Source organism: Streptomyces kunmingensis (assembly GCF_039533535.1).
Classification (GTDB): Bacteria; Actinomycetota; Actinomycetes; order Streptomycetales; family Streptomycetaceae; genus Streptomyces; species Streptomyces kunmingensis.
The window spans coordinates 243116-267502 of record NZ_BAAATS010000030.1 but is presented as its reverse complement, the minus strand read 5'-3'; the positions used below and the strand labels follow the sequence as shown (position 1 = coordinate 267502).

Sequence of the window (24387 nt, the reverse complement as noted above, 5' to 3'; positions counted from 1 at the left end):
CTATGCCTTCGGGATGTCGAAGTAGCGGGTCAGACCTGCCGCGAGCGCGACATCGCCGACGATCTTCACCTTGCGCAGCATGAACATCGTGACGGGCGAGGAGTTGCCCGACACCAGCTTGAGGAAGTCGGCGTCGCCCATGACGAGCGTGACGCGCGGCTCCGCGTCCGAGCGGCCCTCGGTGACCGTGCACGTGCCGCCGGTGATCTTCGTCTCGTAGACCGCCTCGGGGGTGGTGCCCTGACCGGTGACCTTCCAGCGGATGAGCGCCTCCAGGGACCCGGCGACGTCGGGCTTGAACTGCCGCTCCATGCGCCCGAAGACCTCCTTCAGGACCCGGGCGCGCAGGGTGCTGTCCTCCGCGATCTCGCTGATCTCCTTCGCGGACAGGCCCTTCACGAGCCGCGCGAACTCCTCGGGCGTGACGCTCGCGAAGTCGAGGGCCGCGATTTCGTCGGCACCGCTCATGGAACTCTCCTAGGTAGTCCGGTGGTTGGTTCCGGTGGTCGGTCTGTGGTTCCGGTTCTTACTGAACGGTAAGCTTACTGATTGGTAAGGTTACGGCGACGTAGGTAGGCTGACAAGGGTGACGGGGACTTCGGGAGCGGCTCAAGGGCGCACGGCGGCGCGGCGCAAACGCGTGCCGCGGCAGGAGCGCGAGCAGCAGATCATCGACGTGGCGGTCCGCGTCTTCGCCAAGCGCGGGTACCACGCGGCCTCCGTCGACGAGATCGCCGAACTCGCCGGAATCTCCAAGCCGATGGTCTATCTCTACCTGGACTCAAAAGAGGGCCTCTTCCTCGCCTGCCTGCGCCGCGAGGCCGAGCGGCTGGTCAGCGCGTTCCAGGAGGCGGCCCGCGGGGCGGGCGCGGCGCCCGAACTGCGTTTGTACGCGGGCCTGTCGGCGTTCTTCGCGTTCGTCGCCGAGCACCGCGACAGCTGGGTCGTCCTGCACCGGCAGGCCTCGGAGCTGAGCGAGGCGATCGCCACCGCCGTCGCCGAGGCCAGGCGGGCGGTCATGGCCGAGGTCGCGGGGCTGGTCAGGGACGGCATCTCGGACAGTGGCCGCGGCAGCCGGCTCGGCGCGGAGGACGCCGACTTCGTCGCGCACGCGCTCGTCGGCGCGGCCGACTCGCTCACCGACTGGATGGAGCGCAACCCCGGCCAGGCGCCCGAGGGCATCGCCCTGCGCCTGATGAACATGGTGTGGGTGGGCATGCGCGACGTCCTCGACGGCAAGGCGTGGCTGCCGGAGGGCTGAGCGACATCCGGCGGAACCCGGAGAACCCGGCGGAACCCGGCGGAGCCTGGTCGATCTGCTCGGCGGCCCGATTCGCGTACACCCCATTGAATTTTTCTTACGCGCTAGTAAGTTGACTCCTCAGTAAGTACGAACGGGCACGTGAAGCACGTACCGGGAGCCGTCATGGGCGTACGCAAGGACCTGAAACGGGCGAGGAAGCGCAGCGACCTGGCCGACCGCGCGAGACCCGAACTCGTCCGGGACGAGCGGGGCGTGGTCCGCCAGGCGCGCGTCGCGCCGCTCGCCGAGCCGCCGCCGGACGGCTCGACGCCCGCCGACATCCCGTTCGTGAACGCCGCCGAGGTGCCGGACACCGTCGTCGTACGGCGCAAGGAGCCCGGCGGGGAGTGGCAGCCGGTCACCGCCGCGGAGTTCGCCGAGGAAGTCACCTCCGCCGCGAAGGGGTTGATAGCCGCCGGCCTCGAACCGGGCGGACGCGTCGCCCTGATGTCCCGTACCCGCTACGAATGGCAGGTCCTCGACTTCGCGATCTGGGCGGCCGGCGGCCAGACCGTGCCGGTCTACGCGACCTCCTCGCCCGAGCAGATCGAGTGGATCGTGCGGGACTCGGGTGCCCGGCTGCTGATCGTGGAGACGGCGGCGAACGCGGTCTCCGCCGAAGCCGGACTCGCCGCCCTGCCCGACGCGGACCGGCCGCGCACCTGGCAGCTGGACAGCGGCGCCCTGGCCGAACTCGCCACGCTGGGCCGGGAGATCAAGGACGACGAGGTCACCGAACGGCGGGCCGCGCTCACCCCCGACACCGTAGCGACGGTCTGCTACACCTCCGGCACCACCGGCCGCCCCAAGGGCTGCGTCCTCACGCACGGCAATCTGTACGCGGAGGCCGCGAACACCGTCGAGCTGCTGCACCCCATCTTCAAGGCCATCACGGGCCAGGCCGCCTCGACCCTCCTCTTCCTGCCGCTCGCGCACATCCTGGGCCGGACGATCCAGGTGGCGTGTCTGCTGGCCCGTATCGAACTCGGTCATTGCCCGAGCATCAAGCCCGACGAGCTGCGGCCCGAACTGCGCTCGTTCCGGCCGACGTTCGTCGTCGGTGTGCCGTACCTCTTCGAGAAGATCCACGACACCGGCCGGGCCACCGCGGAGAAGATCGGGCGCGGCGCCTCGTTCGACCGGGCCGACCGGATCGCGGTCACGTTCGGCGAACGCAGCCTGGCGAAGTTCCTCGACGGCACACCGGGGCCCGGACTCGGCCTGACCCTCGCCACCGGCCTCTACGACCTGCTCGTCTACCGCCGCGTCCGCAAGGAACTCGGCGGCCGCCTGCGCTACGCGATCAGCGGCGGCTCGCCCCTCGACAAGGGCCTCAACCTCTTCTTCTACACCGCCGGAATCGTGATCTACGAGGGCTACGGCCTGACCGAGACGACGGCCGCCGCGACCATCACACCCCCGCTGCGGCCCCGGCCCGGCACCGTCGGCCTGCCGGTCCCCGGCACCACGGTCCGGATCGCGGACGACGGCGAAGTACTCATCAAGGGCCCCATCGTCTTCGGCGCTTACTGGCAGAACGCCGAGGCGACCGGCGAAGTCCTCGACGCGGACGGCTGGTTCGCCACCGGCGACCTCGGCGCGCTGGACGACAACGGCTATCTGACCATCACCGGCCGGAAGAAGGACATCCTCGTCACCAGCGGCGGCAAGAACGTGTCGCCCGCCGTCCTGGAGGACCGGCTGCGCAGCCGCTCCCCGGTCGGCCAGTGCCTCGTCGTCGGCGACAACCGCTCCTACGTCGCCGCCCTCATCACCCTCGAACCGGAGTCCGTCGCCCACTGGCTGAGCGTGCGCAAACTGCCCGCCGACACCCCGATGTCCGAGGTGATTCGCGACCCGCGGATGGTCGAGGCCGTGCAGAAGGCCGTCGACTTCGCCAACGAGGCCGTCTCACGTGCCGAGTCCATCCGTAAGTTCTCCCTGGTGGAGGGCGAGTTCACCGAGGACAACGGACTGCTCACCCCCTCCCTGAAGATCAAGCGAGCGGCTGTGACGGCAGCGTACGAGCGGGAGATCGAGGAGCTGTACGGGGGCTGAGCCGGTGCGCGGAGGCGTGCGCCGGGCGCGTCTCGGCACCTCAAGGGCGGCGGCCCTCAGCGCTTGCTGTTGCTGTTGAAGAGTGAACGCGACCAGAGGTAGCCGACCAGGGTGATCCCGGCGCACCAGGCGAGCGCGACCCAGCCGCTGTGGCCGATCGCCGTACCGGTCAGCAGGCCGCGCAGCGTCTCGGTCATCGGCGTGAACGGCTGGTACTCGGCGAACCAGCGCAGGCCCGGCGACATCGACTCGGCCGGCACGAACGCCGAGCCGAGGAAGGGCAGGAACTGCACAAGGAGCGGCTTGTTGCTCGCCGACTCGACGGTCTTGGAGATCAGACCGAGCGCCGCCGACAGCCAGGTCACCGCGAACGCCACGGCCGCGAGGAGACCGAACGCGGCGAGCCACTCCAGCGGCGACGCCCCCGACCGGAAACCGACGGCGAACGCGACGCCCACGACCAGGACCATGCACAGCATCGTCTGGACGACGCTGCCGATGACATGGCCCGTCATGAACGACGAACGCGTGATGTTCATGGTGCGGAAGCGGTTGATGATGCCCTTGGTCATGTCGGAGCAGACCGCGACCGACGTCGACATCGATCCGGCGGCGACGCCCATGATGATGATGCCGGGCGTCAGATAGTTCACGTACGCGTCGCGGCCGGAGCCGGAGCCGGAGCCGGTTCCGGTGCCGCCGCCCACGCCCTCGCCGATACCGGCGCCGATCGAGTCCCCGAAGGCGTAGACGAACAGCAGCAGCATCAGGATGGGCGTCATGGCGCTGCCGAACCCCACCGCCGGGTAGCGGATCGCGTGCTTGAGATTGCGCCGCAGCATCGTCGCCGAGTCGTGGACGGCGTAGGACAGGGTGCTCATCGCAAGGTCTCCTTGACGTACAGGGCGGTGCCGTCTTCGTTACGGGTGCTGCTGCTGCTGCTGCTGCCGCTGCCGCTGCCGTTGCCGGTGAGGGCGAGGAACACGTCGTCGAGGTCGGGGGTGTGGACGGAGAAGTCGGCGGCGCCCACCCCGGAGGCGTCGAGCCGGTCGATCAGCGTGCGCAGCGCACCCAGACCGCCGTCGCCCGCGATGCGCAGAGCGAGTTCCTCGTCGTCGCGGGCCGCGTGGGGAAACGCCAGGGCCGCCCGCTCGAACTCGTCCTGCCCGGTGAACCGCAGCCGTACGTGGCTGCCGGGGATCTGCGCCTTGAGCTCGTCGGCGGTGCCCTCGGCGACGATCCGGCCGCCGTCGAGCACGGCGATCCGGTCCGCCAACTGGTCGGCCTCCTCCAGGTACTGGGTGGTGAGGAAGACGGTGACGCCGTCCGCCACGAGCGAGCGCACGATCTCCCACATGGTGCGGCGGCTGCGCGGGTCGAGTCCGGTGGTCGGCTCGTCGAGGAAGATCACCTCGGGGTCGCCGACCAGCGTCATGGCGAGGTCGAGGCGGCGCCGCATGCCGCCGGAGAAGGTGGCGGCGCGGTTCGCGGCGACGTCCGCGATGTCGAACCGCCGGAGCAGGTCCGTGGCCCGCCGCCGGCCCTCGCGCTTGCCGAGGCGCAGCAGGTCGGCCATGAGGAGCAGGTTCTCCTCGGCGCTGAGCAGGTCGTCGAGCGCGGCGAACTGTCCGGTGACACCGATCGCGGCGCGCACCCCGTCCGGCGAGTCGTCGACATCGTGCCCGGCGACCTGGGCCCGGCCCCCGTCGGCGGCGATGAGCGTCGACAGGATCTGCACGGTGGTGGTCTTGCCGGCGCCGTTGGGCCCGAGCAGGGCGAAGACCGAACCGGCGGGGATGCGCAGGTCGATGCCGTCGAGGACGGTCTTGTCGCCGTAGGACTTGCGCAGGCCGACGGCGGAGACGGCGGGCGGCTGTGATCCGCTGTTGCTGTTGCTGGATGTGGACATGACAGATGAAGGCATATGGCCCTCCGAGGGCGTATGCGGTGAAGGGGACCGGGAACGAAGGGGACCGGGAGTGAGGGGGACCGGGAACGAAGGGGGCTGACAGTGGGAGCGGGAGCTGGATCTCAGGCGCGGGCGCGGCGGACGTCGATGTTGCCGTAGCGGGTACGGGCGCGGACCTCGACGGTGTCCTCCGACTTCCCGGGGCTGTCGGACGCGGTGAGCGCGTTGTGCACCCGGCCCATGCCCGAGCTGACGTCGATCCAGGCGGCCGTGCCCTCGCGGACGCCGACCTCGATGGCGCCGTAGCTGGTCTCCAACTGCACTTCGCCGCGTGCGACCTCGGCGACGCGGACGGTGCCGTGCGCGGTGGTCGCGGCGACGGAACCCTCGGCGGAGTCGACGATGATGTCCCCGTTGGCGCCGCGGACGCGCAGGTCGCCGCTGATCGTGCCGACGATCGTGGTGCCGTGCGAGTTCTTCAGCACCGCGGTGCCGTCGACCGTGCCGACGCGCAGGCTGCCGGAGCTGGTGGTGACCTCGGCGGAGCCCTGGACGCGGTCGACGCTGATGTTTCCGTGCGCGGCGGTCAGATGGAGCTGCCCCGTCGACTCCAGGCGGACATCGCCGGACGAGGTCTTCACACGCACCTCGCCGAGCCGTCCCTCGCCGCGTACCTCGGTCCAGGCGCCGGTCGCCTCGACCTGGGAGCCGGCGGGCAGGCCGACGACGATGTCGACGACGCCGGTGCGACCGAAGAGATACCGCTGCTTGGGCGTCCTGATGTGCAGAGCGCCGCCCGTGTACGAGACCTGCGTCTGCTCGCTCGTGCGTACGTCGGCGTCCTTCTTCGGGTCGCGCGGCGTCACATCGACGACGGTGTCGGCGCGCCCGGACGCGACGAACCGGATCGATCCGGCGTCCACGTGGGCCGTGGCCGAGATGGGTTCAGGAGTGTCGAAAGAAGGCATGGCTGTCCCGTCCTCATGGGTCTTCGCGGCGTCCCTGCAGGTGGGACGTGGTGGACGTGGTGCGGGTTTCTGTAGGAGGGGGGCGCGGGGCCGGGTGGCTAACGCACCCAGCCGGTGTAGCTCTGGCCGCCGCTCCGGGTCCTCTCGGCGGGGCGGGGCGCGGCGGCGGTGCCGGGTTCGACGGCCGCGGAGACGGCTCGCACCAGCCACGCGTTGACCGACAGACCCTCGCGGCTCGCGGCCTCCTCGGCGCGTGCCTTCAGGTGGGCGGGCAGTCGCAGATTGACGCGGGCGGTGCCACTCTCGTCGCTGTCGGCGGGCGCCGGGCTCATTGTCTTCGGCGGCTCGACGGGCCCCGCCTGCTCCTCGAAGGCGCCGCCCGACGGCAACGTCACCTGAAAGTCGGGGTCGAGCCCCCGCAGCCGTACGTCGACCGAGCCCGGGGCGAGATCGCGGGTGATCTCGTCCATCGCGGCGGAGAGCACGTTGAGCAGGGTCAACCGCGTCGCCGACTCCAGGGGAGCGGTGAGCCGTTCGGCCAGCGCACGCGCTTCGTCCCCTCCGGCTTCGGCGGCCACCGCGAGTTCACGGTGCAGGGAGTCGACGTACGGCGTGAGGTCCATAACGCCATAGTGGCACCATGATGGCACCACGGGCAAGGTTCTGACGCCATAGTGGCGCGATATGGCGCCACGCGGCACTGCGCGGCACTACGCGGCACCACGCGGCACTACGCGGCGCCGCAGCCTTACTCCTCGTCGAGCTGATGATCGGCCCACACGTAGGAGAAGGGCAGCAACTCCGTGATCCGAACGGCCCGAACCTCCCCCTGTCCAGGAGCTTCCGCGGCCCCCACGATGACGTCGATATCGGGAAAGTAGTCGAGCAGCACCTGCCGGCACCGTCCGCACGGCGGGATGACGCCCCGGTCGCGGTCGCCCACGGCGACGATGGTGACGAGCTCGTACGCGCCCTGGGCGGCGGCCGCGCCGATGACGACGGGCTCGGCGCAGGGCCCGCCGGTGAAGTGGTAGGCGTTCACCGCGGTGATGATCCGGCCGTCGCGGGCGCGGGCCGCGGCGGCGACGGTGTGGTTGTCGCCGCGACAGCGGGTGCGGGCGACGAGGGCGGCGGCGTCGACGAGCTCGTGGTCGACGCGGGCGGCTGGCGTACTCATGGTCTCCTCTTGTTCTTGATCGGCCCAGGGTGAGGGTCGATCACTCCGAGCACACGGAACGGGGGCCGGGACGCGCTTCGTTGCCTTACTGGTTCTTTACGGCCTGACATTTTGAGGCTCCGGGGGCGCATACTGGAAACACGATGACGAAGCCCTCCGCGCCCCGACGCCACCTGCCGACAAGCCCCTTCAACGCTCCGTCCGCCGCTCCCCCCAAGCACTTCGCCCTCGGGGATCGGGTCACGCACGACCGGTACGGCCTGGGAAGGATCATCGGCGTCGAGAACGGCGTCGCGATGCTCGTCGACTTCGGTTCCCGCCAGGCCCGCATCAGCAGCCCGTACACCCACATGGACAAACTCTGACGCTCCCGCGCCAGGCCGGCCCCGGACTCCACCCGTAGCCCCTACGGAAGAGAACCCGGGGCTTCGCCGTGCCGCCGTGCCGTGGCACCAGGCAGCGCCGGAACATGAAAAGCCTCACCGGCGTCTCCGCAGATGAGGCTGTATGGGCGCCCCCGGCAGGACTCGAACCTGCGGCCAAGCGCTTAGAAGGCGCCTGCTCTATCCACTGAGCTACGGGGGCCGGTGTGTGGCCGGTGGCCGGGACGGATGCGGGGGAGATCCGTGACCTTGCCGGGGTCAAGGATAGGGCTCCCGGGTCCCGCTCCTTGCTGCTTCGCCTCCGTTTCGCCTCCGTGGTTCTATGTGGAGGTTCAGTGAAGCGACCCCGATAATCGCAGGCAGGTACGAATCCTGCATCGCTTTTGGCGTCTCACGCCCCGGGTGTTGTGCACTCGTTATGCCTGCGCCCCCTGCCTCCCCTTCCGTCCCGCTGTGTGCTTCCTGTGCGGTATCGGGCGCCTTGTTCGGAACTTGTTCGGGCCCTCATGCCTGCCGACGGGTGTTTTGTCGGCGCGCAGGGCCGGTCATATGCTTCAGAAAGCCGCCAAAATTGGGCATTCTTCGCATGTGGTGACCTTGGACGTACGGCCTCAGCTGCTCGACGCACTCTCCGCGCTGCGCGACCGTGTCGCCGCCGCACGCTTTCCGCTCCCTCTCACGGGGGCGCCACGCGCGCGTGCCAACCGCGGTGAGTTGCTCGCACAGCTCGACGACTATCTCGTGCCCCGGCTACGCGCCCCCGAAGCGCCGCTGCTCGCGGTGGTCGGCGGCTCCACCGGCGCCGGCAAGTCGACCCTGGTGAACTCGATCGTGGGGCGCGTCGTGAGCGAAGCGGGGGTGCTGCGGCCGACCACGCGTACGCCCGTACTCGTCTGCCACCCCGACGACCACCACTGGTTCGCCGGGATGCGGGTGCTGCCCGACCTCACGCGCGTGTGGGTGCCCCGGCAGGCGGACACCGAGGCCGACGACGAACCGGACGAGGACGACGCGCTCGCACCCCTCCTGGAGGACGAGGAGGGGACACTGCGGATCGAGACGGCGGAGACGTTGCCCCGCGGGCTCGCCCTGCTCGACGCCCCGGACGTCGACTCGCTCGTCGCCGAGAACCGGATGCTGGCCGCCCGGCTGATCAGCGCCGCCGACGTGTGGGTCATGGTCACCACCGCCTCCCGGTACGCCGACGCCGTGCCATGGCGCCTGCTGCGTACCGCGAAGGAGCACGACGCCTCCCTCGTCACCGTCCTCGACCGTGTGCCCCACCAGGTCCTCGCCGAAGTCTCGCGGCAGTACGGCGCCCTGCTCAGCAAGGCCGGCCTCGGCGAGGTGCCCCGGTTCACCGTGCCCGAACTTCCCGAGTCGACCGGCAACGGCGGACTGCTGCCGACCACCGCCGTCGCCCCGCTGCGCGCCTGGCTCACCCACCGCGCCCAGGACCCCGACGCCCGCACCCGCGCCATGACCCGCACCGCCCGGGGCGTACTCGACTCGCTGCGGGCCCGGATGCCGGAGCTGGCCGCGTCGGTCGCCGCCCAGTACTCCGCCGCGGTCCGGCTCGTCGCCGCCGTGGAGGACGCGTACGAGAGCGAGCACGCGCGCGTACGCACCAGGCTGCAAGGAGGTGCCGTGCTGACGGGCGACGCCCTGAAGCGCTGGCGGAGCTATCCGCTGGACTGCTCGGCGGACGAACTGCTCGACGCTCTTGTCGAGAGCCTGGGCGCCCTCCTGTTGTGCGCGGTGACCGCCGCCGAGGAGCGCATCGACGAGGCATGGCGCCGGGAACCGGGTGGCGGCGCCCCCGGACTGGCCGGGCCCGACCCCGACCCGGAGAGCGCCGAGCACCGGATCGGCATGGCTGTACGGAGATGGCGGCGGGTGCTCGAGGAGTACGCGGAGGAAGAGGTACAGGCCGTCGTCGACGCGCAGAGTGCGACGCCGCCCGACCCCGAGATCGTCGCCGCGCTCGTGGCCACCGGCCTGCTCGGCGGGCACCGGGCCAGGACCGCGGGCGAGAGCCTCGCCGAACGGATCGGAGCGCAGGGCGCCCTGCGCCTGCGCGACCGCGGAGAACAGCTGCTGAACGAGTACCTGGACACCGTCCTCGACACGGAGCGCGAGCGCCGCCTCGCGCCGGTGGACACGCTCGGCGTCGGCCCCGAACCCCAGGCCGAACTGATCGCGGCCCTGTCGCTGCTGCAGAAGGAGAGGTGAGGGCGGTGACCGCCGTCACGGACCACGCGGACCACACCGGGCGCGCAGCCGGACCCGAACACACCCACCCGGCCGGACCCACCGGACGCGCAGCCGGACCCGAACGCACCACTCCACCGGCCGGACAGACCGGCCGCGCCGGCCCCTGGGACGACGGGCTCATCGCGCGCCGTGCCGCCGAACTGCCGGGCGGGGCGCCGGAGACCGGCCCGGCGGCGGGCCCGGGAACGTACGACGGAGGGACCGATGCAGAGCTCAGGCCGCGCCTCGACGCGCTGCGTGAGCTGGTGGGACTCTCCCGCACGCGGCTCGATGGCGGGACGCTCGCCGAGGCCGGACGCGTACTGGACGAGGCTGCCGCCCGGCGCAGGCTCTCCGCGCGGCACACCGTCGTCGCCGTCGCGGGGGCGACCGGGAGCGGCAAGTCGACGCTGTTCAACGCCCTGGCCGGTGTGCCCCTCTCGGAGACCGGACTGCGCCGCCCCACCACCTCGGCGCCGATCGCGTGCAGCTGGACGGACGGCGCCGCCGGACTGCTCGACCGGCTCGGCATCCCGGGACGCTCGCGGCGCCGGCCGCTGCAACGCCAGCACGGTGAGGCGGCCCTGGACGGCCTCGTCCTCGTCGACCTGCCCGACCACGACTCCGCGGCGCCCGCGCACCGCGAACAGGTCGACCGGGTGCTCGCCCTGGTGGACGCCGTCATCTGGGTCGTCGATCCCGAGAAGTACGCCGACGCCATGCTGCACGAACGGTATCTGCGGCCCATGGCCGGGCACGCCGAGGTCATGTTCGTCGTCCTCAACCAGATCGACCGGCTGCCCGGCGACGCCGCCGACCAGGTACTCGACGATCTACGGCGCCTGCTCGACGAGGACGGCATCGCGCTCGGCGAGCACGGGGAACCGGGCGCCACCGTGCTGCCGCTGTCGGCCCTGACCGGCGAGGGCGTCGGTGAACTGCGCGACGCGCTCGACCAGTTCACGGCCGAGCGCGGGGCCGCCGCCCGCCGGATCGCCGCCGACGTCGACGCCGCCGCCGACCGCCTGCGGCCGGTCTACGGCGCCGGGCGGCAGACCGGGCTGAGCGAGGCGGCCCGCGAGGAGTTCGCCGACCGGCTCGCCGACGCGGTGGGCGCCGCCGCCGCGGGCCAGGCCGCCGAACGCGCCTGGTCCCGCGGCGCCAACCGGGCGTGCGGCACCCCCTGGCTCAGGCTCTGGCGCTGGTACGAGGCCCAGCGCACCCTTCCCGCACCCGTCGAGGCCCCCGAGGCGCCGGCCGACGAGCAGGCCACGGCACGGCAGCGCGTCGAACACGCGGTGCGGGCGGTCGGCGACGCCGCCGCGACCGGGCTGCCCGTCGCCTGGGGGCAGGCCGTACGGGAGGCCGCCGCGCGCGGTGCGGACGGGCTGCCGGAGGCGCTGGACGAACTGGCCCTGGACAGCACCGTGCCGGACACGGGCGGCAGCCGGATCACCGGAGGGCCCTACGGGGGCGGGGGGCGGCCGCCGCGGCCCGGGTGGTGGCCCGTCGCCGTACTCGTCCAGGTGTCGATGACCGTGCTGCAAGTGCTGGGCGCGCTGTGGCTGGTGGGCCAGATCGTCGGCGTCGTGCCGCCGAACCTGGGCGTTCCGGCGCTGATGATGCTCACCGGGATCGTGGGCGGCCCGTGCGTCGAGTGGTCCTGCCGGATGGCGGCGAAGGGGCCCGCGCGACGGTACGGCCACGAGGCGGAACGGCGGCTGCGGGACGCCGCCGCGGCATGCGGCAGGGCTCGGGTCCTGGACCCCGTCGCTGCGGAGCTGCTGCGGTACCGGGAGGTGCGGGAGCAGTACGTGCGGGTGGCCGGGTTGTCCACAACCGGCCGGTAGGGCACAGGCGTCGGCGGGGATCGTGGCGTCGGGGCAGTCTGAGATCGCGGCTCGGGGAGGCTCGGGGCGCGATACGGATTTCGCGGCTCGGGAGGGCTCGGGTCGCGATGCGAACGGGGAGGGACGTACGTCATGAACGAGACGCTGCTGACTGTGGTGGGGAACGTCGCGACGACGCCGGTGTACCGGGAGTTGCCGACGGGGCCGGTGGCACGGTTCCGGCTCGCGGTGACCCCGCGCCGGTTCGACGCGGTGCAGAACACATGGGTGGACGGGCACACGAACTTCTTCACGGTGTGGGCCAAGGGACCGCTCGGCTCCAATGTGCAGGGGTCGGTGTCCATCGGCGAACCGGTCATCGTGCAGGGCCGGTTGAAGGTACGTGACGAGGAGAGGGGCGGGCAGCACTGGACGTCGGCGGACATCGCGGCGACAGCGGTCGGGCACGACCTGTCCCGCGGCACGTCGGCGTTCCGCCGGGCCGTCAGGAGGACGTCCTCGGATCCCGCCAGGGCCGGCGGTGGTGAGGGGAGCGGGGTGCAACAGGCGCGGGACGAGCCGTCGTTCGAGATCGACCCGGTACCGGAAGGGGAGTCGGCCCCGGTGGCGGAGCGGGAGCCTTTGCCTGTGGGGGAGCCGGTGGGGTGACTCGACGGGTTGCGACGGGTTGCGACGGGTGTCGGCGGCGGGCGGTGGTGGCGGGTACCGGGGAGCCTCGGCGGGGTCGGAAACCGGGTGTGCGGGGTCCGGGCGGCCGGATGACCGAAGTGCGGCTTATCGACGACTGCGTGCCGGAGATTTGTCGATAAGCCCAGTTCGGGACCGGTGTTGGCGATAACGATTGCGAGTCGGATCGGTTGACTGAGGACAGCTCTGGGGATCGTGATCGGCCGCTTCCCTAGGATGCCGGGCGAGGCTCGATGAGCTTCAGGAGGTTCAAGAGGTTCGGGAAGCTCAGGGGGTTCGGGGCTTCGAGAGCCTCGAGGGACTCGCTCCACGAGGCCCGACCCAAAGGGTTTCGACCCACGGGGCGCGACCTACAGGGCCCGACCTACAGGGCTCGGCACAAGGAGCTCAAGGACCAAGCGATTGCACCGGCGGGACACCACCCTCCACGTGTCACCACGTCCTGCCTGAAGGGAATTACGTGTTTTCTGTGTTCTCACGGGCCGGGCGGCGTGAGCGAGGCGCCACCCGCCTCGCGGCGGCGGCCCTCGTGTCGGGGCTCGCGATGGCCGGGGCGATATCCGGTACCGGATCGGCCTTCGCGGACGACGGCACCAGAGAGCCGGGCGGCGCGAGCGCCACGCTGGGCGGCCTGGAGACGTACGGATCCGCCGTGATCCACGACGGCGAGCGCGACGAGCAGGTCTCGGCCGGGCTGTTCCGGATGACCGTCGACGGCGGCGGGATGCTGCAGACGTACTGCATCGACATCCACAACCCGACCCAGACGGACGCCCGGTACCAGGAGACGCCCTGGAGCGGCACGTCCCTGAGCGGCAACGCGGACGCGGGCCGGATCCGCTGGATCCTGCAGAACTCCTACCCCCAGGTCAACGACCTCGCCGCGCTCGCCCGCAAGGCAGGCTCCGGCAGCCTCACCGAGCAGGACGCCGCGGCCGGCACCCAGGTCGCCATCTGGCGCTACTCGGACCAGGCCGACGTCGAAGCGGAGAGCCCGGCCGCCGAGAAGCTCGCGGACTACCTACAGAAGAGCGCAAGTGCGCTGCCCGAGCCGGGAGCCTCGCTGACCCTGACGCCGGGGGCCGTCTCCGGGCGGCCCGGCGAGCGGCTCGGCCCGGTCACCGTGCACACGAACGCGGACGCCGTCTCGGTGACACCGCCCGCGCTGGCCGCCGCGGACGGGGTGACGATCGTCGACAAGGCCGGCAGACCGGTCACCTCCGCGGCCGACGGCAGCCAGATCTTCTTCAACGTGCCGAAGGAGGCCGCGGCGGGTTCGGCCGCGCTGACCGTGGAGGCGTCGACGACCGTGCCGGTCGGGCGCGCCTTCACCTCCGAGACGCGTAGTCAGACGCAGATCCTCGCGGGCTCCAGCGAGTCCACGGTCGCCGCGACCGCGACGGCGAACTGGGCGGAGACGGGCGCCGTCCCGGCGCTGTCCGCGCGGAAGAACTGCGCGAAGAGCGGCGTCGACATCACCGCGGTCAACAAGGGCGACGAGCCGTTCACCTTCAGCCTGATGGGGACCGAGTACACGACCCCGGCGGGGGCCACGCGGACGGTGACGATCCCGCTCCAGGAGGACCAGGCCTACGACTTCACCATCAAGGGCCCGCACGGCTTCGAGAAGCGGCTGCGCGGAGTGCTCGACTGCCGGACGGTGGCCGCCGCGGTCGGTTCCGGCGACGACGGCCTCACCACGCAGACGACGACCCAGCCGAGCCCGGCGTCCGTCGGCGGCAGCGGTGCCGGTACGGACCTCGCCGAGACGGGCAGCTCGAACGCGACGCCGGTGATCGCGGGCGTGGCCATCGCCCTGGTCGTGGTCGGCGGAGCCTCGCTGATCCTGGTCCGCAAGAAGAAGACGCCGACGGACGGCGAGTAAGCAGCCCGATCCCACCCCACCGGCGCGGCCTCTCCGCCGTCCGGTGGGGTCCGGTGGGGTCCGGTGGGGTCCACGGGGTTCCGATGGGGTGGGACGCAGGTCACCGTTGCATGGTCATGCGTAATCATGCATACTCTTCCTATGTCCAAGGTCCTCACCTCTCTTCCCGTCGGCGAGCGCGTCGGCATCGCCTTCTCGGGTGGCCTCGACACCTCTGTCGCGGTCGCGTGGATGCGTGACAAGGGCGCCGTCCCCTGCACCTACACGGCGAACATCGGCCAGTACGACGAGCCCGACATCGACTCGGTCCCCGGTCGTGCGCAGGCCTACGGTGCCGAGGTCGCCCGCCTTGTCGACTGCCGCGAGGCGCTCGTCGAGGAAGGGCTCGCCGCGCTCACCTGCGGCGCGTTCCACATCCGCTCCGGCGGTCGCGCCTACTTCAACACCACGCCGCTGGGCCGCGCCGTCACCGGCACGCTCCTGGTCCGCGCGATGCTCGAGGACAACGTCCAGATCTGGGGCGACGGCTCGACGTTCAAGGGCAACGACATCGAGCGGTTCTACCGCTACGGTCTGCTGGCCAACCCGAACCTGCGGATCTACAAGCCCTGGCTGGACGCGGACTTCGTGACGGAGCTCGGCGGCCGCAAGGAGATGTCGGAGTGGCTGGTCGCCCACGACCTGCCGTACCGCGACAGCACGGAGAAGGCGTACTCCACCGACGCCAACATCTGGGGCGCCACGCACGAGGCGAAGACCCTGGAGCACCTGGACACGGGCGTGGAGACGGTCGAGCCCATCATGGGCGTCCGCTTCTGGGACCCGTCGGTCGAGATCCCCACCGAGGACGTCACGATCGGCTTCGACCAGGGCCGCCCCGTGACGATCAACGGCAAGGAGTTCGCCTCCGCCGTCGACCTGGTGATGGAGGCCAACGCGATCGGTGGCCGCCACGGCCTGGGCATGTCCGACCAGATCGAGAACCGGATCATCGAGGCCAAGAGCCGCGGCATCTACGAGGCGCCCGGCATGGCCCTCCTCCACGCCGCGTACGAGCGCCTGGTGAACGCGATCCACAACGAGGACACCCTCGCCCAGTACCACAACGAGGGCCGGCGTCTCGGCCGTCTCATGTACGAGGGCCGCTGGCTGGACCCGCAGGCGCTGATGGTCCGTGAGTCGCTGCAGCGCTGGGTCGGCGCCGCCGTCACCGGCGAGGTCACCATCCGCCTGCGGCGCGGCGAGGACTACTCGATCCTCGACACGACCGGCCCGGCCTTCAGCTACCACCCGGACAAGCTGTCCATGGAGCGCACCGAGGACTCGGCGTTCGGCCCGGTGGACCGCATCGGCCAGCTCACCATGCGCAACCTCGACATCGCCGACTCCCGCGCCAAGCTGGAGCAGTACGCCGGCCTCGGCCTCATCGGCACCGCCAACCCGGCGATCGGCGCCGCCCAGGCCGCCGCGACGGGCCTCATCGGCACCATGCCGGAAGGCGGCGCCGAGGCGATCGCGTCCCGCGGCGAAATCTCCGACGACGCGGAACTGCTGGACCGCGCCGCGATGGAATTCGGCACGGACTGACCCGCCGACACCACCCCTGAGGGCCGCCCCGTCGCTGCATGGCACCGGGGCGGCCCTTCAGTCGGTTGCAGGCGGGGACAGGCGGGGCCGGGCCCGGCACGGCTGGGTTCGCCCCTGGGAAAGCCACGCGGAAGCACGGGCGCACGGAACATGGGAGCGGCGGGGAAGATGCTCAGACGGTGGCCGACGCCCCTGGTGCTCAACCTGCTGCTCGGAATACCGGGCGTCGTACCGATCTGGCTGCTGTGGTACCTGATCTCGAACTGGACCGACCCGGCCCCGACGGAGAACGACGGCATGGCCCTCTGGCTGGTGATCATCGTGCCCGTCGTCGGCCTGTACGCCCTGCTCTGGTGGTTCCCCAACCGAGCCCTCGCCCGCCGCACGACCCTCACCGCCCAGAACTACTGGCTGCTCAGCGCAGCGGGCACACTCCTGCCCACCGCAGCGCTCATCCTGCTCGACCCTTGAATTCCCGCGGCCGAAACCCTGGCCCAGACCGCGGGACGTCGCGGCGGCACGGAGGCTGAAGGCGCCTTGACCAGGTCGGCCGCACTGTCAGTGCACGCGGTTAACCTCCGGCCATGAGCATGATCGGCGAGTACGCACGCATGACCCCTGCCCAGCTCGACCGCGCGATCGGCGATCCGGACTGGGCTCTGAAGTTCCTGGACGAACTGATCGAGGCGGAGACGGACGGGCCGCCAGAACTGCCCGACGCGCGCAGTCACGCCACCGACAAGGCCTGGCACGCACTCGACTTCCTGCTGCGACGCATCGGCTTCCCGGTCGCGGTGGTCCACGGTGAGCAGGAGATACCCGGCGCCGAGGACTGGGGCTACGGACCGCCCCGGTACCTCACCGTGGAACAGGTCCGTGCGGCTGCCGAGGCGTTCGCCGGCACCCCCAGCGCTGCTCTGACGGAGGGCGTAGGCCCCACCGACCTTGCCAAAGCAGAGATCTACCCGACCATCGTCTGGGAGCGCGGCGAATCATTGGGGTACGTGACGGACCACTACGAAGCGCTCGGCCAGTTCTTCCAGGCGGCAGCAAGCGCGGGAGACGCCATGCTCATCTGGCTCGACTAGCCCGGCTCCCAGAACCCCCAGCTCAGGCCCACCCCCTGATACGGGTTTCCGCCAGGGGGTGGCCGTACGGCAAGATGGGGTGTATCTGCCCTCACGCGGTGGTGCCGCGTTCGCGGGCCCCTCGCTGCCACACTTCGACTGCCGGACGGTTTCTCTTGGCTGAGTTCATCTACACCATGCGCAAGACGCGCAAGGCGCACGGCGACAAGGTGATCCTCGATGACGTCACCCTGAACTTCCTGCCGGGAGCGAAGATCGGCGTCGTCGGTCCGAACGGTGCCGGTAAGTCGACGGTTCTGAAGATCATGGCGGGCCTCGAGCAGCCGTCGAACGGTGACGCCTACCTCTCGCCCGGCTTCAGCGTCGGCATCCTCATGCAGGAGCCGAAGCTCGACGAGTCCAAGACGGTCCTGGAGAACGTGCAGGACGGCGCTGCCGAGATCATGGGCAAGCTCAAGCGCTTCAACGAGGTCGCCGAGCTCATGGCCACCGACTACAGCGATGCGCTCATGGAAGAGATGGGCAAGCTCCAGGAGGACCTCGACCACGCCGACGCGTGGGACCTCGACGGTCAGCTGGAGCAGGCCATGGACGCCCTCGGCTGCCCGCCCGGCGACTGGGGTGTCACCAACCTCTCCGGTGGTGAGAAGCGCCGCGTCGCGCTCTGCAAGCTCCTCATCGAGGCGCCCGACCTGCTGCTCCTCGACGAGCCCACGAACCACCTCGACGCCGAGTCCGTGAACTGGCTGGAGCAGCACCTGGCCCAGTACAAGGGCGCCGTCGTGGCCGTCACCCACGACCGGTACTTCCTCGACAACGTCGCCGAGTGGATCCTCGAGCTCGACCGCGGTCGCGCCATCCCCTACGAGGGCAACTACTCGACCTACCTCACCAAGAAGTCCGAGCGGCTCAAGGTCGAGGGCAAGAAGGACGAGAAGCGGCAGAAGCGGCTCAAGGAAGAGCTGGAGTGGGTGCGGTCCAACGCCAAGGGGCGGCAGGCCAAGTCCAAGGCGCGCCTCGCCCGTTACGAGGAAATGGCCGCCGAGGCCGACAAGATGCGGAAGCTGGACTTCGAGGAGATCCAGATTCCGCCGGGCCCGCGTCTGGGCAGCATCGTCGTCGAGGTCGAGAACCTCAGCAAGGCGTTCGGCGACAAGGTCCTCATCGACGACCTCAGCTTCTCGCTGCCGCGCAACGGCATCGTCGGTGTCATCGGCCCGAACGGTGCCGGCAAGACCACCCTGTTCAAGATGATCCAGGGCCTCGAGACGCCGGACTCCGGTGACATCAAGGTCGGCGACACCGTCAAGATCTCGTACGTCGACCAGAACCGCGCCAACATCGACCCGAAGAAGACTCTTTGGGCCGTGGTCAGCGATGAACTCGACTACATCAATGTCGGGCAGGTCGAGATGCCTTCGCGGGCGTACGTGTCCGCCTTCGGCTTCAAGGGCCCGGACCAGCAGAAGCCCGCGGGCGTGCTCTCCGGTGGTGAGCGCAACCGCCTCAACCTCGCGCTCACCCTCAAGCAGGGCGGCAACCTGCTGCTCCTCGACGAACCGACCAACGACCTCGACGTCGAGACCCTCAGCAGCCTGGAGAACGCGCTGTTGGAGTTCCCGGGTGCCGCGGTGGTCGTCTCTCACGACCGTTGGTTCCTCGACCGGGTCGCCACGCACATCCTCGCGTACGAGGGTGACTCCAAGTGGTTCTGGTTCGAGGGCAACTTCGAGTCCTACGAGAAGAACAAGATCGAGCGGCTGGGTGCCGACGCGGCCCGTCCGCACCGCGCCACCTACAAGAAGCTGACCCGCGGCTGATGGCTCGCCACGTATACGCCTGCCCCCTGCGCTGGGCGGACATGGATGCGTACGGCCACATCAACAACGTGGTCTTTCTTCGGTACCTCGAAGAAGCGCGGATCGACTTCCTGTTCCGGCCGGACAAGGACTTCCAGCAGGGGTCCGTCGTGGCGCGCCATGAGATCGACTACAAGCGGCAGCTGGTCCACCGGCACGCGCCGGTGGACATCGAGCTGTGGGTGTCCGAGATACGGGCCGCTTCGTTCACGCTCACGTACGAGGTGAAGGACGCGGACGTGGTGTATGTGCGGGCGTCGACGGTCGTCGTGCCGTTCGACTTCGAGGCACAGCGGCCGCGCCGGATCACCGCGGAGGAGCGGTCGTTCCTGGAGGAGTACCGGGACGACCGCGCCGACGGCGGTGCGGGGGCGCTCGCCGCATGAGTGCGCCCGTTCTGCATTTCGCCGACCGGGGGGAGGCGGCGGACGTCGCCGCCTTCCTCGGCCGGCTGCTGCACTACGACAAGGCGGCCGCCGTACGTCTCCAGGCGCAGGCCGGCGGGCAGGCGCTCGCCGTGTTCGGGCGGCCGCCGTCGTTCGAGGTGCTGGCGATCCGTACGGCACGGCTCCTCAAGCCGTACGAGAACGGGATCGACGACGCGCTCGATGTGACCGTGTCGGCGGGGGAGTTGCTCGACTCCGTCGACGAGGGCGCCGCCACCGCCGTGGTCCCGGCGGCCGTCACCGGTCCGCCGTGGGCCGGGGTCCTGCCGCCGCGCGGCGGATGGGAGCGGGTCTCCGGGTTTCCGGGGGCCGAGGCGCTGCGTGGCCTCGTGAAGGTCGCCGTGGGTGAATTCCGGGCGCGCGTCGAGGAGTTGGCGCCGGAGGCGCGGACCCGGGCCGGGCTCGACGGGATCGGGCGGGAGATCTGGTCCCGGGAGATCGGCGGCAGCGGGGTGCCTGTGCGGCTCGCGCATGCGGCGGCCTCGCTCGGCTTCCTTCGGGGTGACCTCGTCGATCTGCTGGCGGCGGGGGCGTGGGTGCGGTTGCGTACTCCGTACGGGTCTGTGGCGTTGCGGCGGGGTGCCTCCGGCGGTCTTGGGGGGCTTGCGGTCAGCCCCGTCTGAGCGGTTTGCCCCGGGTGGGGCGGGGCGGTTTCGCGGCCGCGGGTCCGGTGGGGCTTCTCGCGCAGTTCCCCGCGCCCCTGGGATGCGGTTTGTTGGCTGCGGGCCGGTGGGGGCTGGTCGCGCCGTTCCCCGCGCCCCTGAGATGCGCATTGCGTGCACCCTCTCATCGGACGCGCGCCCCCATGGGGCTGCGGCGAAGCCGCACGCTCCAGGGGCGCGGGGAACGGCGCGAGCAACCACGGCGGTGCCGCACTCGACGGTGGTCTCAGCGCTGCGGCGCAGCCGCGTGTTTCAGGGGCGCGGGGAACGGCGCGAGCAACCACGGCGGCGCCGCACCCGACGATGGCCTCAGTGCTGCGGCGAAGCCGCACGCTCCAGGGGCGCGGGGAACTGCGCGGCCAGACCCCACCGGCCCGCGGTCGGGGAACACCAGCCCTGCGCGGAGCGTCCCGGCGCGGAGCGCCCCGTCAGTGCTCCTGATCGTCCGGCCAGATCTGGATGTGGTCCTCCTCCAGTTCCAGCAGGACACGCTCCCGCATGCCCAGGGACCGCGTGTACTCCGCGGGGAGTTGGAGCCGCCCCGCGCGGTCCAGCATCGCGTACTCGCGGGAGATGAGGGACTCCTGGCCGGTCGCCGCGTCGACCTGGGTGCGGCGCAGCACCTCCGTAGAGGTGCGGCCGTCGCGGATGGCGACCGTGCGGCGGACCTCGGAGGCGACCGCCTGGTCGTGCGTGACGATGACGACGGTCGTGCCCAGCTCCTCGTTCGCCGTGCGGAACGCGGCGAAGATCTGCTCGCCGGTGTGCGAGTCGAGTTCGCCCGTGGGCTCGTCGGCGAGCAGTACCTTCGGCTCGTTGGCCAGGGCCACGGCGATGGCCACGCGTTGCTGCTGGCCGCCGGACATCTGCTGCGGGCGGCGGTCGCGGCAGTCGGCGACGCCGAGGAGGTCCAGGAGTTCCGTGGCGCGCTCCGCTTTTCTCGTGCGGCGCGTCTTTCCGCGCAACTGCATCGGTAGCGCCACGTTCTGAGCGGCCGTCAGGTAGGGGAGCAGGTTGCGGGACGTCTGCTGCCAGACGAACGCGACGGCCTCGCGCCGGTACCGCAGACGTTCCTTGGCGCCCATCGTGAGCAGGTCGTAGCCGGCGACCTTGGCCGCGCCCGCGGTCGGTTCGTCCAGGCCCGCCAGGATGTTCATCAGCGTCGACTTGCCGCTGCCCGACGCGCCGACCAGGGCCATCAACTCGCCCTCCTGCACCAGTAGATCGAGGCCCTGCAGGGCCTGGACCTCGACGCCGTCCGTCGTGAAGACGCGGACCAGGCGGTCGCAGCTGATCAGGGCGGAGTGGCCGAAGGCCGGGCGGTCCCGGTGGGCGGACGCCCGTGCCTCCAGCTCCGCGAGGGTCGGCGTGCCGGTGTGTTCGGTCGTCATGGGGTGCGCGCCTCCCGGGACGGAGCGGTGGTGGGTTCGTCTTCGGATTCCAGCAGGCGCAGGCGCAGGCGCAGGCCCAGGCTCAGACCCAGGCCCAGGCTCAGGCCCAGGCCCAGGCCCAGGCCCAGGCTCAGACCCAGGCGCGGCTGCCTCATGTCGGCTCACCCGCCCGCAACTCCCGTACGGAGCCCCGCCGTCCGGCCCACCACGCCTGGAGCGACGCGATGCCGACGGCGAGCACCACCACGCACACCGCGGGCAGTACCAGTGACAGCGGATCCGTGTTCAGATGACCGGCCCCGGCGCCCGCCGAGTCCGCGAGGGCCAGGCTGGTGAGGTCGAGGCCGGGGGAGAGGAGGCGGACCGCGGCCCAGCCGGTCAGGGTGCCGCCCGCCGCGGCGAGCGCCGCCTGCGGCAGGGCCTCCAGGATCAGCAGGCGGCGGCTCTGGCGGCGGGTGAGGCCCATGGTGCGCAGCCGAGCCAGGAGCGCGAGGCGTTCGGGGGCGGCCCGGCCCAGGGCGAGCAGCAGGGCCAGTCCGGCGAAGCCCGCGCCCGCGGCGACCGCCGCGACGTAGATGCCGGTGGCGCCGGTCTGGAGCGGGGAGTCGATGTAGCGGGCCCGTTCGACGGCGCGCAGCCGGACGGTCCGGCCCGGGCCCGCCGTTTCGTGGAGGGCGGCCGCGTCGATGCGGGTGCCGGTGAGGAGCAGGGTCGTGGGGCGGTTCGGGAGGCCGGTCGCGCGGGTCAGGGCCGCGGTGTCGACGACGAGGAAGTCGTCGGTGAGCGCGGGTGTCGTGGCGCGGACGACGGCGACGCGCAGTGTCACGTCCTCGCCGTTCATCCACAGGTCGAGGCGGCCGCCGGTGAACAGTTCGGCCATGGACGGGGAGACCAGGGCCGGGATCGTGCGGCCCGCCGCCTTCAGGTCGGAGGGGGAGAAGGCTCCGAGGCCGGTGTGGCGGGCCAAGCGCGCGTAGGCGGCCGGGTCCACCGCGGCGAGCGGCAGGCGGCGGGTGCCTTCCTTGACCTCGGCGTCGTCATGGATGGCGGCGAGGGTGACGGAGCCGGTGCCGGGTGTGGAGCGGATCCGGCTGACGAGGGCGGCGGAGAGCGGCCCGTCGATGCGGGGGTCACTGTCCACGCGGGCGTCCGCGCCGGTCGCGAGCAGCGCGGCCCGGTCGCGGGCGCCGTCGATCCCGGCGAGGACGCTGCCGCCGAACGCCGCCGTCGTCAGCGCCGTGAGCAGGGCGAGCAGCGGCAGGACGGTCGTGCCCGCGCCCGCTCTGGCCCGTGCCGCGCGGGCGAGCGACAGATGGCCGACGGCGCCGCGCAACCGCCCGGCGGGCCCGACCAGGCGGCGCAGCGGCAGCGGATAGACACGTACGAGGACGAAGGCCGCGACCACGCCGACCAGCACGGGAGCGAGTGCGACGAGGCCGTCGCCGCCGTCGGTGGCGCCGCGGCGGCGCAGCGCGACGATGGCGCCGACGGCCAGTACCAGGACGGTCAGTTCGGTGACCGTGCGGCGGGTGGAGGGGCGGGCCGTGGCCACGTCGTCGCGCGCGCTGTGCAGCCGCGCCCGGCGGTGGGCGGCCATCGCGCGGACCGGCAGCGCGGCGCACGCCACGACCACCACGGCGCCCGCCGCCGACGCGGCCTGCGACCAGCGGCTCCCCGGCACGGCCGCGAGCGCGAGCAGACAGCCGAGGACACCGGCCGGGACCGCGGGCAGCGCCGTCTCGGCGAGCAGCCGGCCGCCGATGCCGCGCAGCGAGCCGCCGCGCGAGCGCAGCAGGGCGAGTTCGCCGCGGCGCCGGTCCGCGGCCAGTCCGCCCGCCATGATCAGCACGATGCAGGCGACGGTGCCCGTGCCGTACGCGGCGACCGCCACCACCGGGGTGATACCGGAACGCAGCTCCTCGAAACGGGCGACGACGTCGTCGAGCCCGCTGGAGACGTCCGTGCCCGGGTCGCCCGACGCCTTGCGCACCTTCAGCAGCCCGGGTCCGTCCTTCATGTAGGCCAACCCGGCTTTCAGGGCGGGCAGTTGGCGTGCCGTGAACGCGGAGGTGTCCGGGGCGATGTGCCAGTACTGCTCGACAGGTCCGGTGTTGACGAGCGCGGGTGCGGCGTCCGGGTGCAGCAGCAGTCCGGCGGTCCAGTACCGCGACGGAGGCATGTCCTTCGTGGTGCGCAGCCGGGGCGTACGCAGCTGGGACGTCGCCGACCAGTACGCGCCGGAGGCGTTCTCCGGGGTGACGATCCCCGTGATGTGCACGGCGATCGGCCGCGCGTCGGCGCCCGGGACGTGGATGACCGACCCGGTTCGCAGGCGCAGGTGCCGCGCGGTTTCCCGGGTCACGACGGCTTCCATCCGCCTGGCCGTGTACGCGGCGCCCGGCAGCCTGCCCGCCGTCACCTTCGCGTGCTCGGCGAGCCCGTTCTGCGCGTACAGCGTGAACTGCGGCACCAGACCGTCCGGCCGGGGCAGCCCGTCGTCGTTGACGATCAGCCCTTCCGCCAGGGTGCGCAGCCCGTACGACGACTCGCGCGGATCCGCGGCGAACGGCTTCGGCAGGGCCGCGGCGATCTTCCGGTACGCGGTCTGCGCGACGCCGCTGGACAGCTTCTCGGCCCGCTCGTCAGGGGCGAGTTCGAGGCCGGGCTCGGACGTGGTGACGTCGAGGATCATGCGGCTCGGTGCCTCGTCGGTGACGGCCTGCCGCAGCCCTCGGTCCTCGTAGCGGTCCACGGCCCGCGGGAACGCCGCGGCCAGGCACGAGGTCAGCAGCACGAGCAGGAACAGGGCGGCCGCCGCCCCGGGCGCGGTCCGCAGCCGGGTGCGTACCCAGGGCGCCACCACTTTCGTAGCAGCGGCCAT

General features: G+C 71.5%; 22 protein-coding genes and 1 tRNA gene. 13 read left to right on the top strand and 10 right to left on the bottom strand.

The window, feature by feature from the left end; genetic code table 11:
- Entirely contained in the window at positions 1 to 468 is a 468-nt protein-coding gene (locus ABD366_RS34560) for an SCP2 sterol-binding domain-containing protein (RefSeq protein ID WP_324776065.1), read from the bottom strand.
- Positions 469 to 586: 118 nt separating this feature from the next.
- Between ABD366_RS34560 and ABD366_RS34555 the strand changes: the two genes are divergently transcribed.
- Positions 587 to 1261 carry a TetR/AcrR family transcriptional regulator gene (locus tag ABD366_RS34555; RefSeq protein ID WP_324776063.1) on the top strand — a complete coding sequence of 225 codons (675 nt, stop codon included), beginning with the start codon at positions 587 to 589 and terminating at the stop codon, positions 1259 to 1261.
- A 165-nt stretch (positions 1262 to 1426) separates the two neighbouring features.
- Positions 1427 to 3361: an AMP-dependent synthetase/ligase gene (locus ABD366_RS34550; protein ID WP_324776101.1), complete on the top strand. Its 1935-nt coding sequence runs from the start codon at positions 1427 to 1429 to the stop codon at positions 3359 to 3361.
- Positions 3362 to 3417: 56 nt separating this feature from the next.
- Here the strand turns inward: ABD366_RS34550 and ABD366_RS34545 are convergent, their stop codons facing one another.
- The 5 genes from ABD366_RS34545 to ABD366_RS34525 form a co-directional block, all read right to left on the bottom strand.
- On the bottom strand, positions 3418 to 4242 hold the full coding sequence (locus ABD366_RS34545; protein WP_324776061.1) for an ABC transporter permease: 825 nt from the start codon (positions 4240 to 4242) through the stop codon (positions 3418 to 3420).
- The gene (locus tag ABD366_RS34540; protein WP_324776058.1) at positions 4239 to 5270 is read right to left on the bottom strand and encodes an ATP-binding cassette domain-containing protein; all 1032 of its coding nucleotides are present in this window, start codon (positions 5268 to 5270) and stop codon (positions 4239 to 4241) included. The genes ABD366_RS34545 and ABD366_RS34540 overlap by 4 nt, the downstream gene beginning before the upstream one ends.
- Before the next feature lie 122 nt (positions 5271 to 5392).
- On the bottom strand, positions 5393 to 6238 hold the full coding sequence (locus ABD366_RS34535; protein WP_324776056.1) for a DUF4097 family beta strand repeat-containing protein: 846 nt from the start codon (positions 6236 to 6238) through the stop codon (positions 5393 to 5395).
- A gap of 98 nt (positions 6239 to 6336) precedes the next feature.
- A complete protein-coding gene (locus ABD366_RS34530; RefSeq protein ID WP_324776054.1) occupies positions 6337 to 6861 on the bottom strand; it encodes a toxin-antitoxin system HicB family antitoxin in 525 nt (174 codons plus the stop codon).
- A 125-nt stretch (positions 6862 to 6986) separates the two neighbouring features.
- Positions 6987 to 7415, bottom strand: a complete 429-nt coding sequence (locus ABD366_RS34525; RefSeq protein WP_324776052.1) for a cytidine deaminase family protein — start codon at positions 7413 to 7415, stop codon at positions 6987 to 6989.
- A gap of 143 nt (positions 7416 to 7558) precedes the next feature.
- Between ABD366_RS34525 and ABD366_RS34520 the strand changes: the two genes are divergently transcribed.
- Complete coding sequence (locus tag ABD366_RS34520; RefSeq protein WP_324776050.1) at positions 7559 to 7780, top strand: hypothetical protein; 222 nt, start codon at positions 7559 to 7561, stop codon at positions 7778 to 7780.
- Between the two features lie 147 nt (positions 7781 to 7927).
- Here ABD366_RS34520 and ABD366_RS34515 read toward each other — a convergent pair.
- A tRNA-Arg gene (locus ABD366_RS34515) sits at positions 7928 to 8000 on the bottom strand.
- Between the two features lie 386 nt (positions 8001 to 8386).
- On the opposite strand from ABD366_RS34515, the gene ABD366_RS34510 reads away from it, so the two are divergent.
- The 10 genes from ABD366_RS34510 to ABD366_RS34465 all read left to right on the top strand — a co-directional run bounded on the left by ABD366_RS34510 (position 8387) and on the right by ABD366_RS34465 (position 20076).
- On the top strand, positions 8387 to 10030 hold the full coding sequence (locus ABD366_RS34510; protein ID WP_324776048.1) for a GTPase domain-containing protein: 1644 nt from the start codon (positions 8387 to 8389) through the stop codon (positions 10028 to 10030).
- A gap of 5 nt (positions 10031 to 10035) precedes the next feature.
- A complete protein-coding gene (locus ABD366_RS34505; protein WP_425577003.1) occupies positions 10036 to 11901 on the top strand; it encodes a GTP-binding protein in 1866 nt (621 codons plus the stop codon).
- Between the two features lie 132 nt (positions 11902 to 12033).
- A complete protein-coding gene (locus tag ABD366_RS34500; protein ID WP_324769392.1) occupies positions 12034 to 12549 on the top strand; it encodes a single-stranded DNA-binding protein in 516 nt (171 codons plus the stop codon).
- A 499-nt stretch (positions 12550 to 13048) separates the two neighbouring features.
- The gene (locus ABD366_RS34495) at positions 13049 to 14473 is read left to right on the top strand and encodes a Cys-Gln thioester bond-forming surface protein (protein WP_411293712.1); all 1425 of its coding nucleotides are present in this window, start codon (positions 13049 to 13051) and stop codon (positions 14471 to 14473) included.
- Positions 14474 to 14614: 141 nt separating this feature from the next.
- Positions 14615 to 16060, top strand: coding sequence for an argininosuccinate synthase (gene argG / locus ABD366_RS34490; RefSeq protein WP_324769391.1), 1446 nt, complete (start codon positions 14615 to 14617; stop codon positions 16058 to 16060).
- Between the two features lie 168 nt (positions 16061 to 16228).
- Positions 16229 to 16531, top strand: a complete 303-nt coding sequence (locus ABD366_RS34485) for a hypothetical protein (RefSeq protein WP_324769389.1) — start codon at positions 16229 to 16231, stop codon at positions 16529 to 16531.
- Between the two features lie 113 nt (positions 16532 to 16644).
- Positions 16645 to 17148: a YfbM family protein gene (locus tag ABD366_RS34480; protein ID WP_324769388.1), complete on the top strand. Its 504-nt coding sequence runs from the start codon at positions 16645 to 16647 to the stop codon at positions 17146 to 17148.
- Between the two features lie 155 nt (positions 17149 to 17303).
- Positions 17304 to 18968, top strand: a complete 1665-nt coding sequence (gene ettA / locus ABD366_RS34475) for an energy-dependent translational throttle protein EttA (protein WP_324769387.1) — start codon at positions 17304 to 17306, stop codon at positions 18966 to 18968.
- A complete protein-coding gene (locus ABD366_RS34470; protein WP_324769386.1) occupies positions 18968 to 19393 on the top strand; it encodes an acyl-CoA thioesterase in 426 nt (141 codons plus the stop codon). Before ettA ends, ABD366_RS34470 begins: the two co-directional genes overlap by 1 nt.
- Positions 19390 to 20076: a DUF8010 domain-containing protein gene (locus ABD366_RS34465; protein WP_324769385.1), complete on the top strand. Its 687-nt coding sequence runs from the start codon at positions 19390 to 19392 to the stop codon at positions 20074 to 20076. Before ABD366_RS34470 ends, ABD366_RS34465 begins: the two co-directional genes overlap by 4 nt.
- Before the next feature lie 467 nt (positions 20077 to 20543).
- Here ABD366_RS34465 and ABD366_RS34460 read toward each other — a convergent pair whose 3' ends face one another.
- The 3 genes from ABD366_RS34460 to ABD366_RS34450 are packed head-to-tail and all read right to left on the bottom strand — an operon-like array spanning position 20544 to position 24387.
- Positions 20544 to 21506: an ABC transporter ATP-binding protein gene (locus tag ABD366_RS34460; protein WP_324769384.1), complete on the bottom strand. Its 963-nt coding sequence runs from the start codon at positions 21504 to 21506 to the stop codon at positions 20544 to 20546.
- Positions 21503 to 21661 carry a hypothetical protein gene (locus ABD366_RS34455; protein ID WP_324769383.1) on the bottom strand — a complete coding sequence of 53 codons (159 nt, stop codon included), beginning with the start codon at positions 21659 to 21661 and terminating at the stop codon, positions 21503 to 21505. The genes ABD366_RS34460 and ABD366_RS34455 overlap by 4 nt, the downstream gene beginning before the upstream one ends.
- The gene (locus ABD366_RS34450) at positions 21658 to 24387 is read right to left on the bottom strand and encodes an FtsX-like permease family protein (protein ID WP_344443078.1); all 2730 of its coding nucleotides are present in this window, start codon (positions 24385 to 24387) and stop codon (positions 21658 to 21660) included. The genes ABD366_RS34455 and ABD366_RS34450 overlap by 4 nt, the downstream gene beginning before the upstream one ends.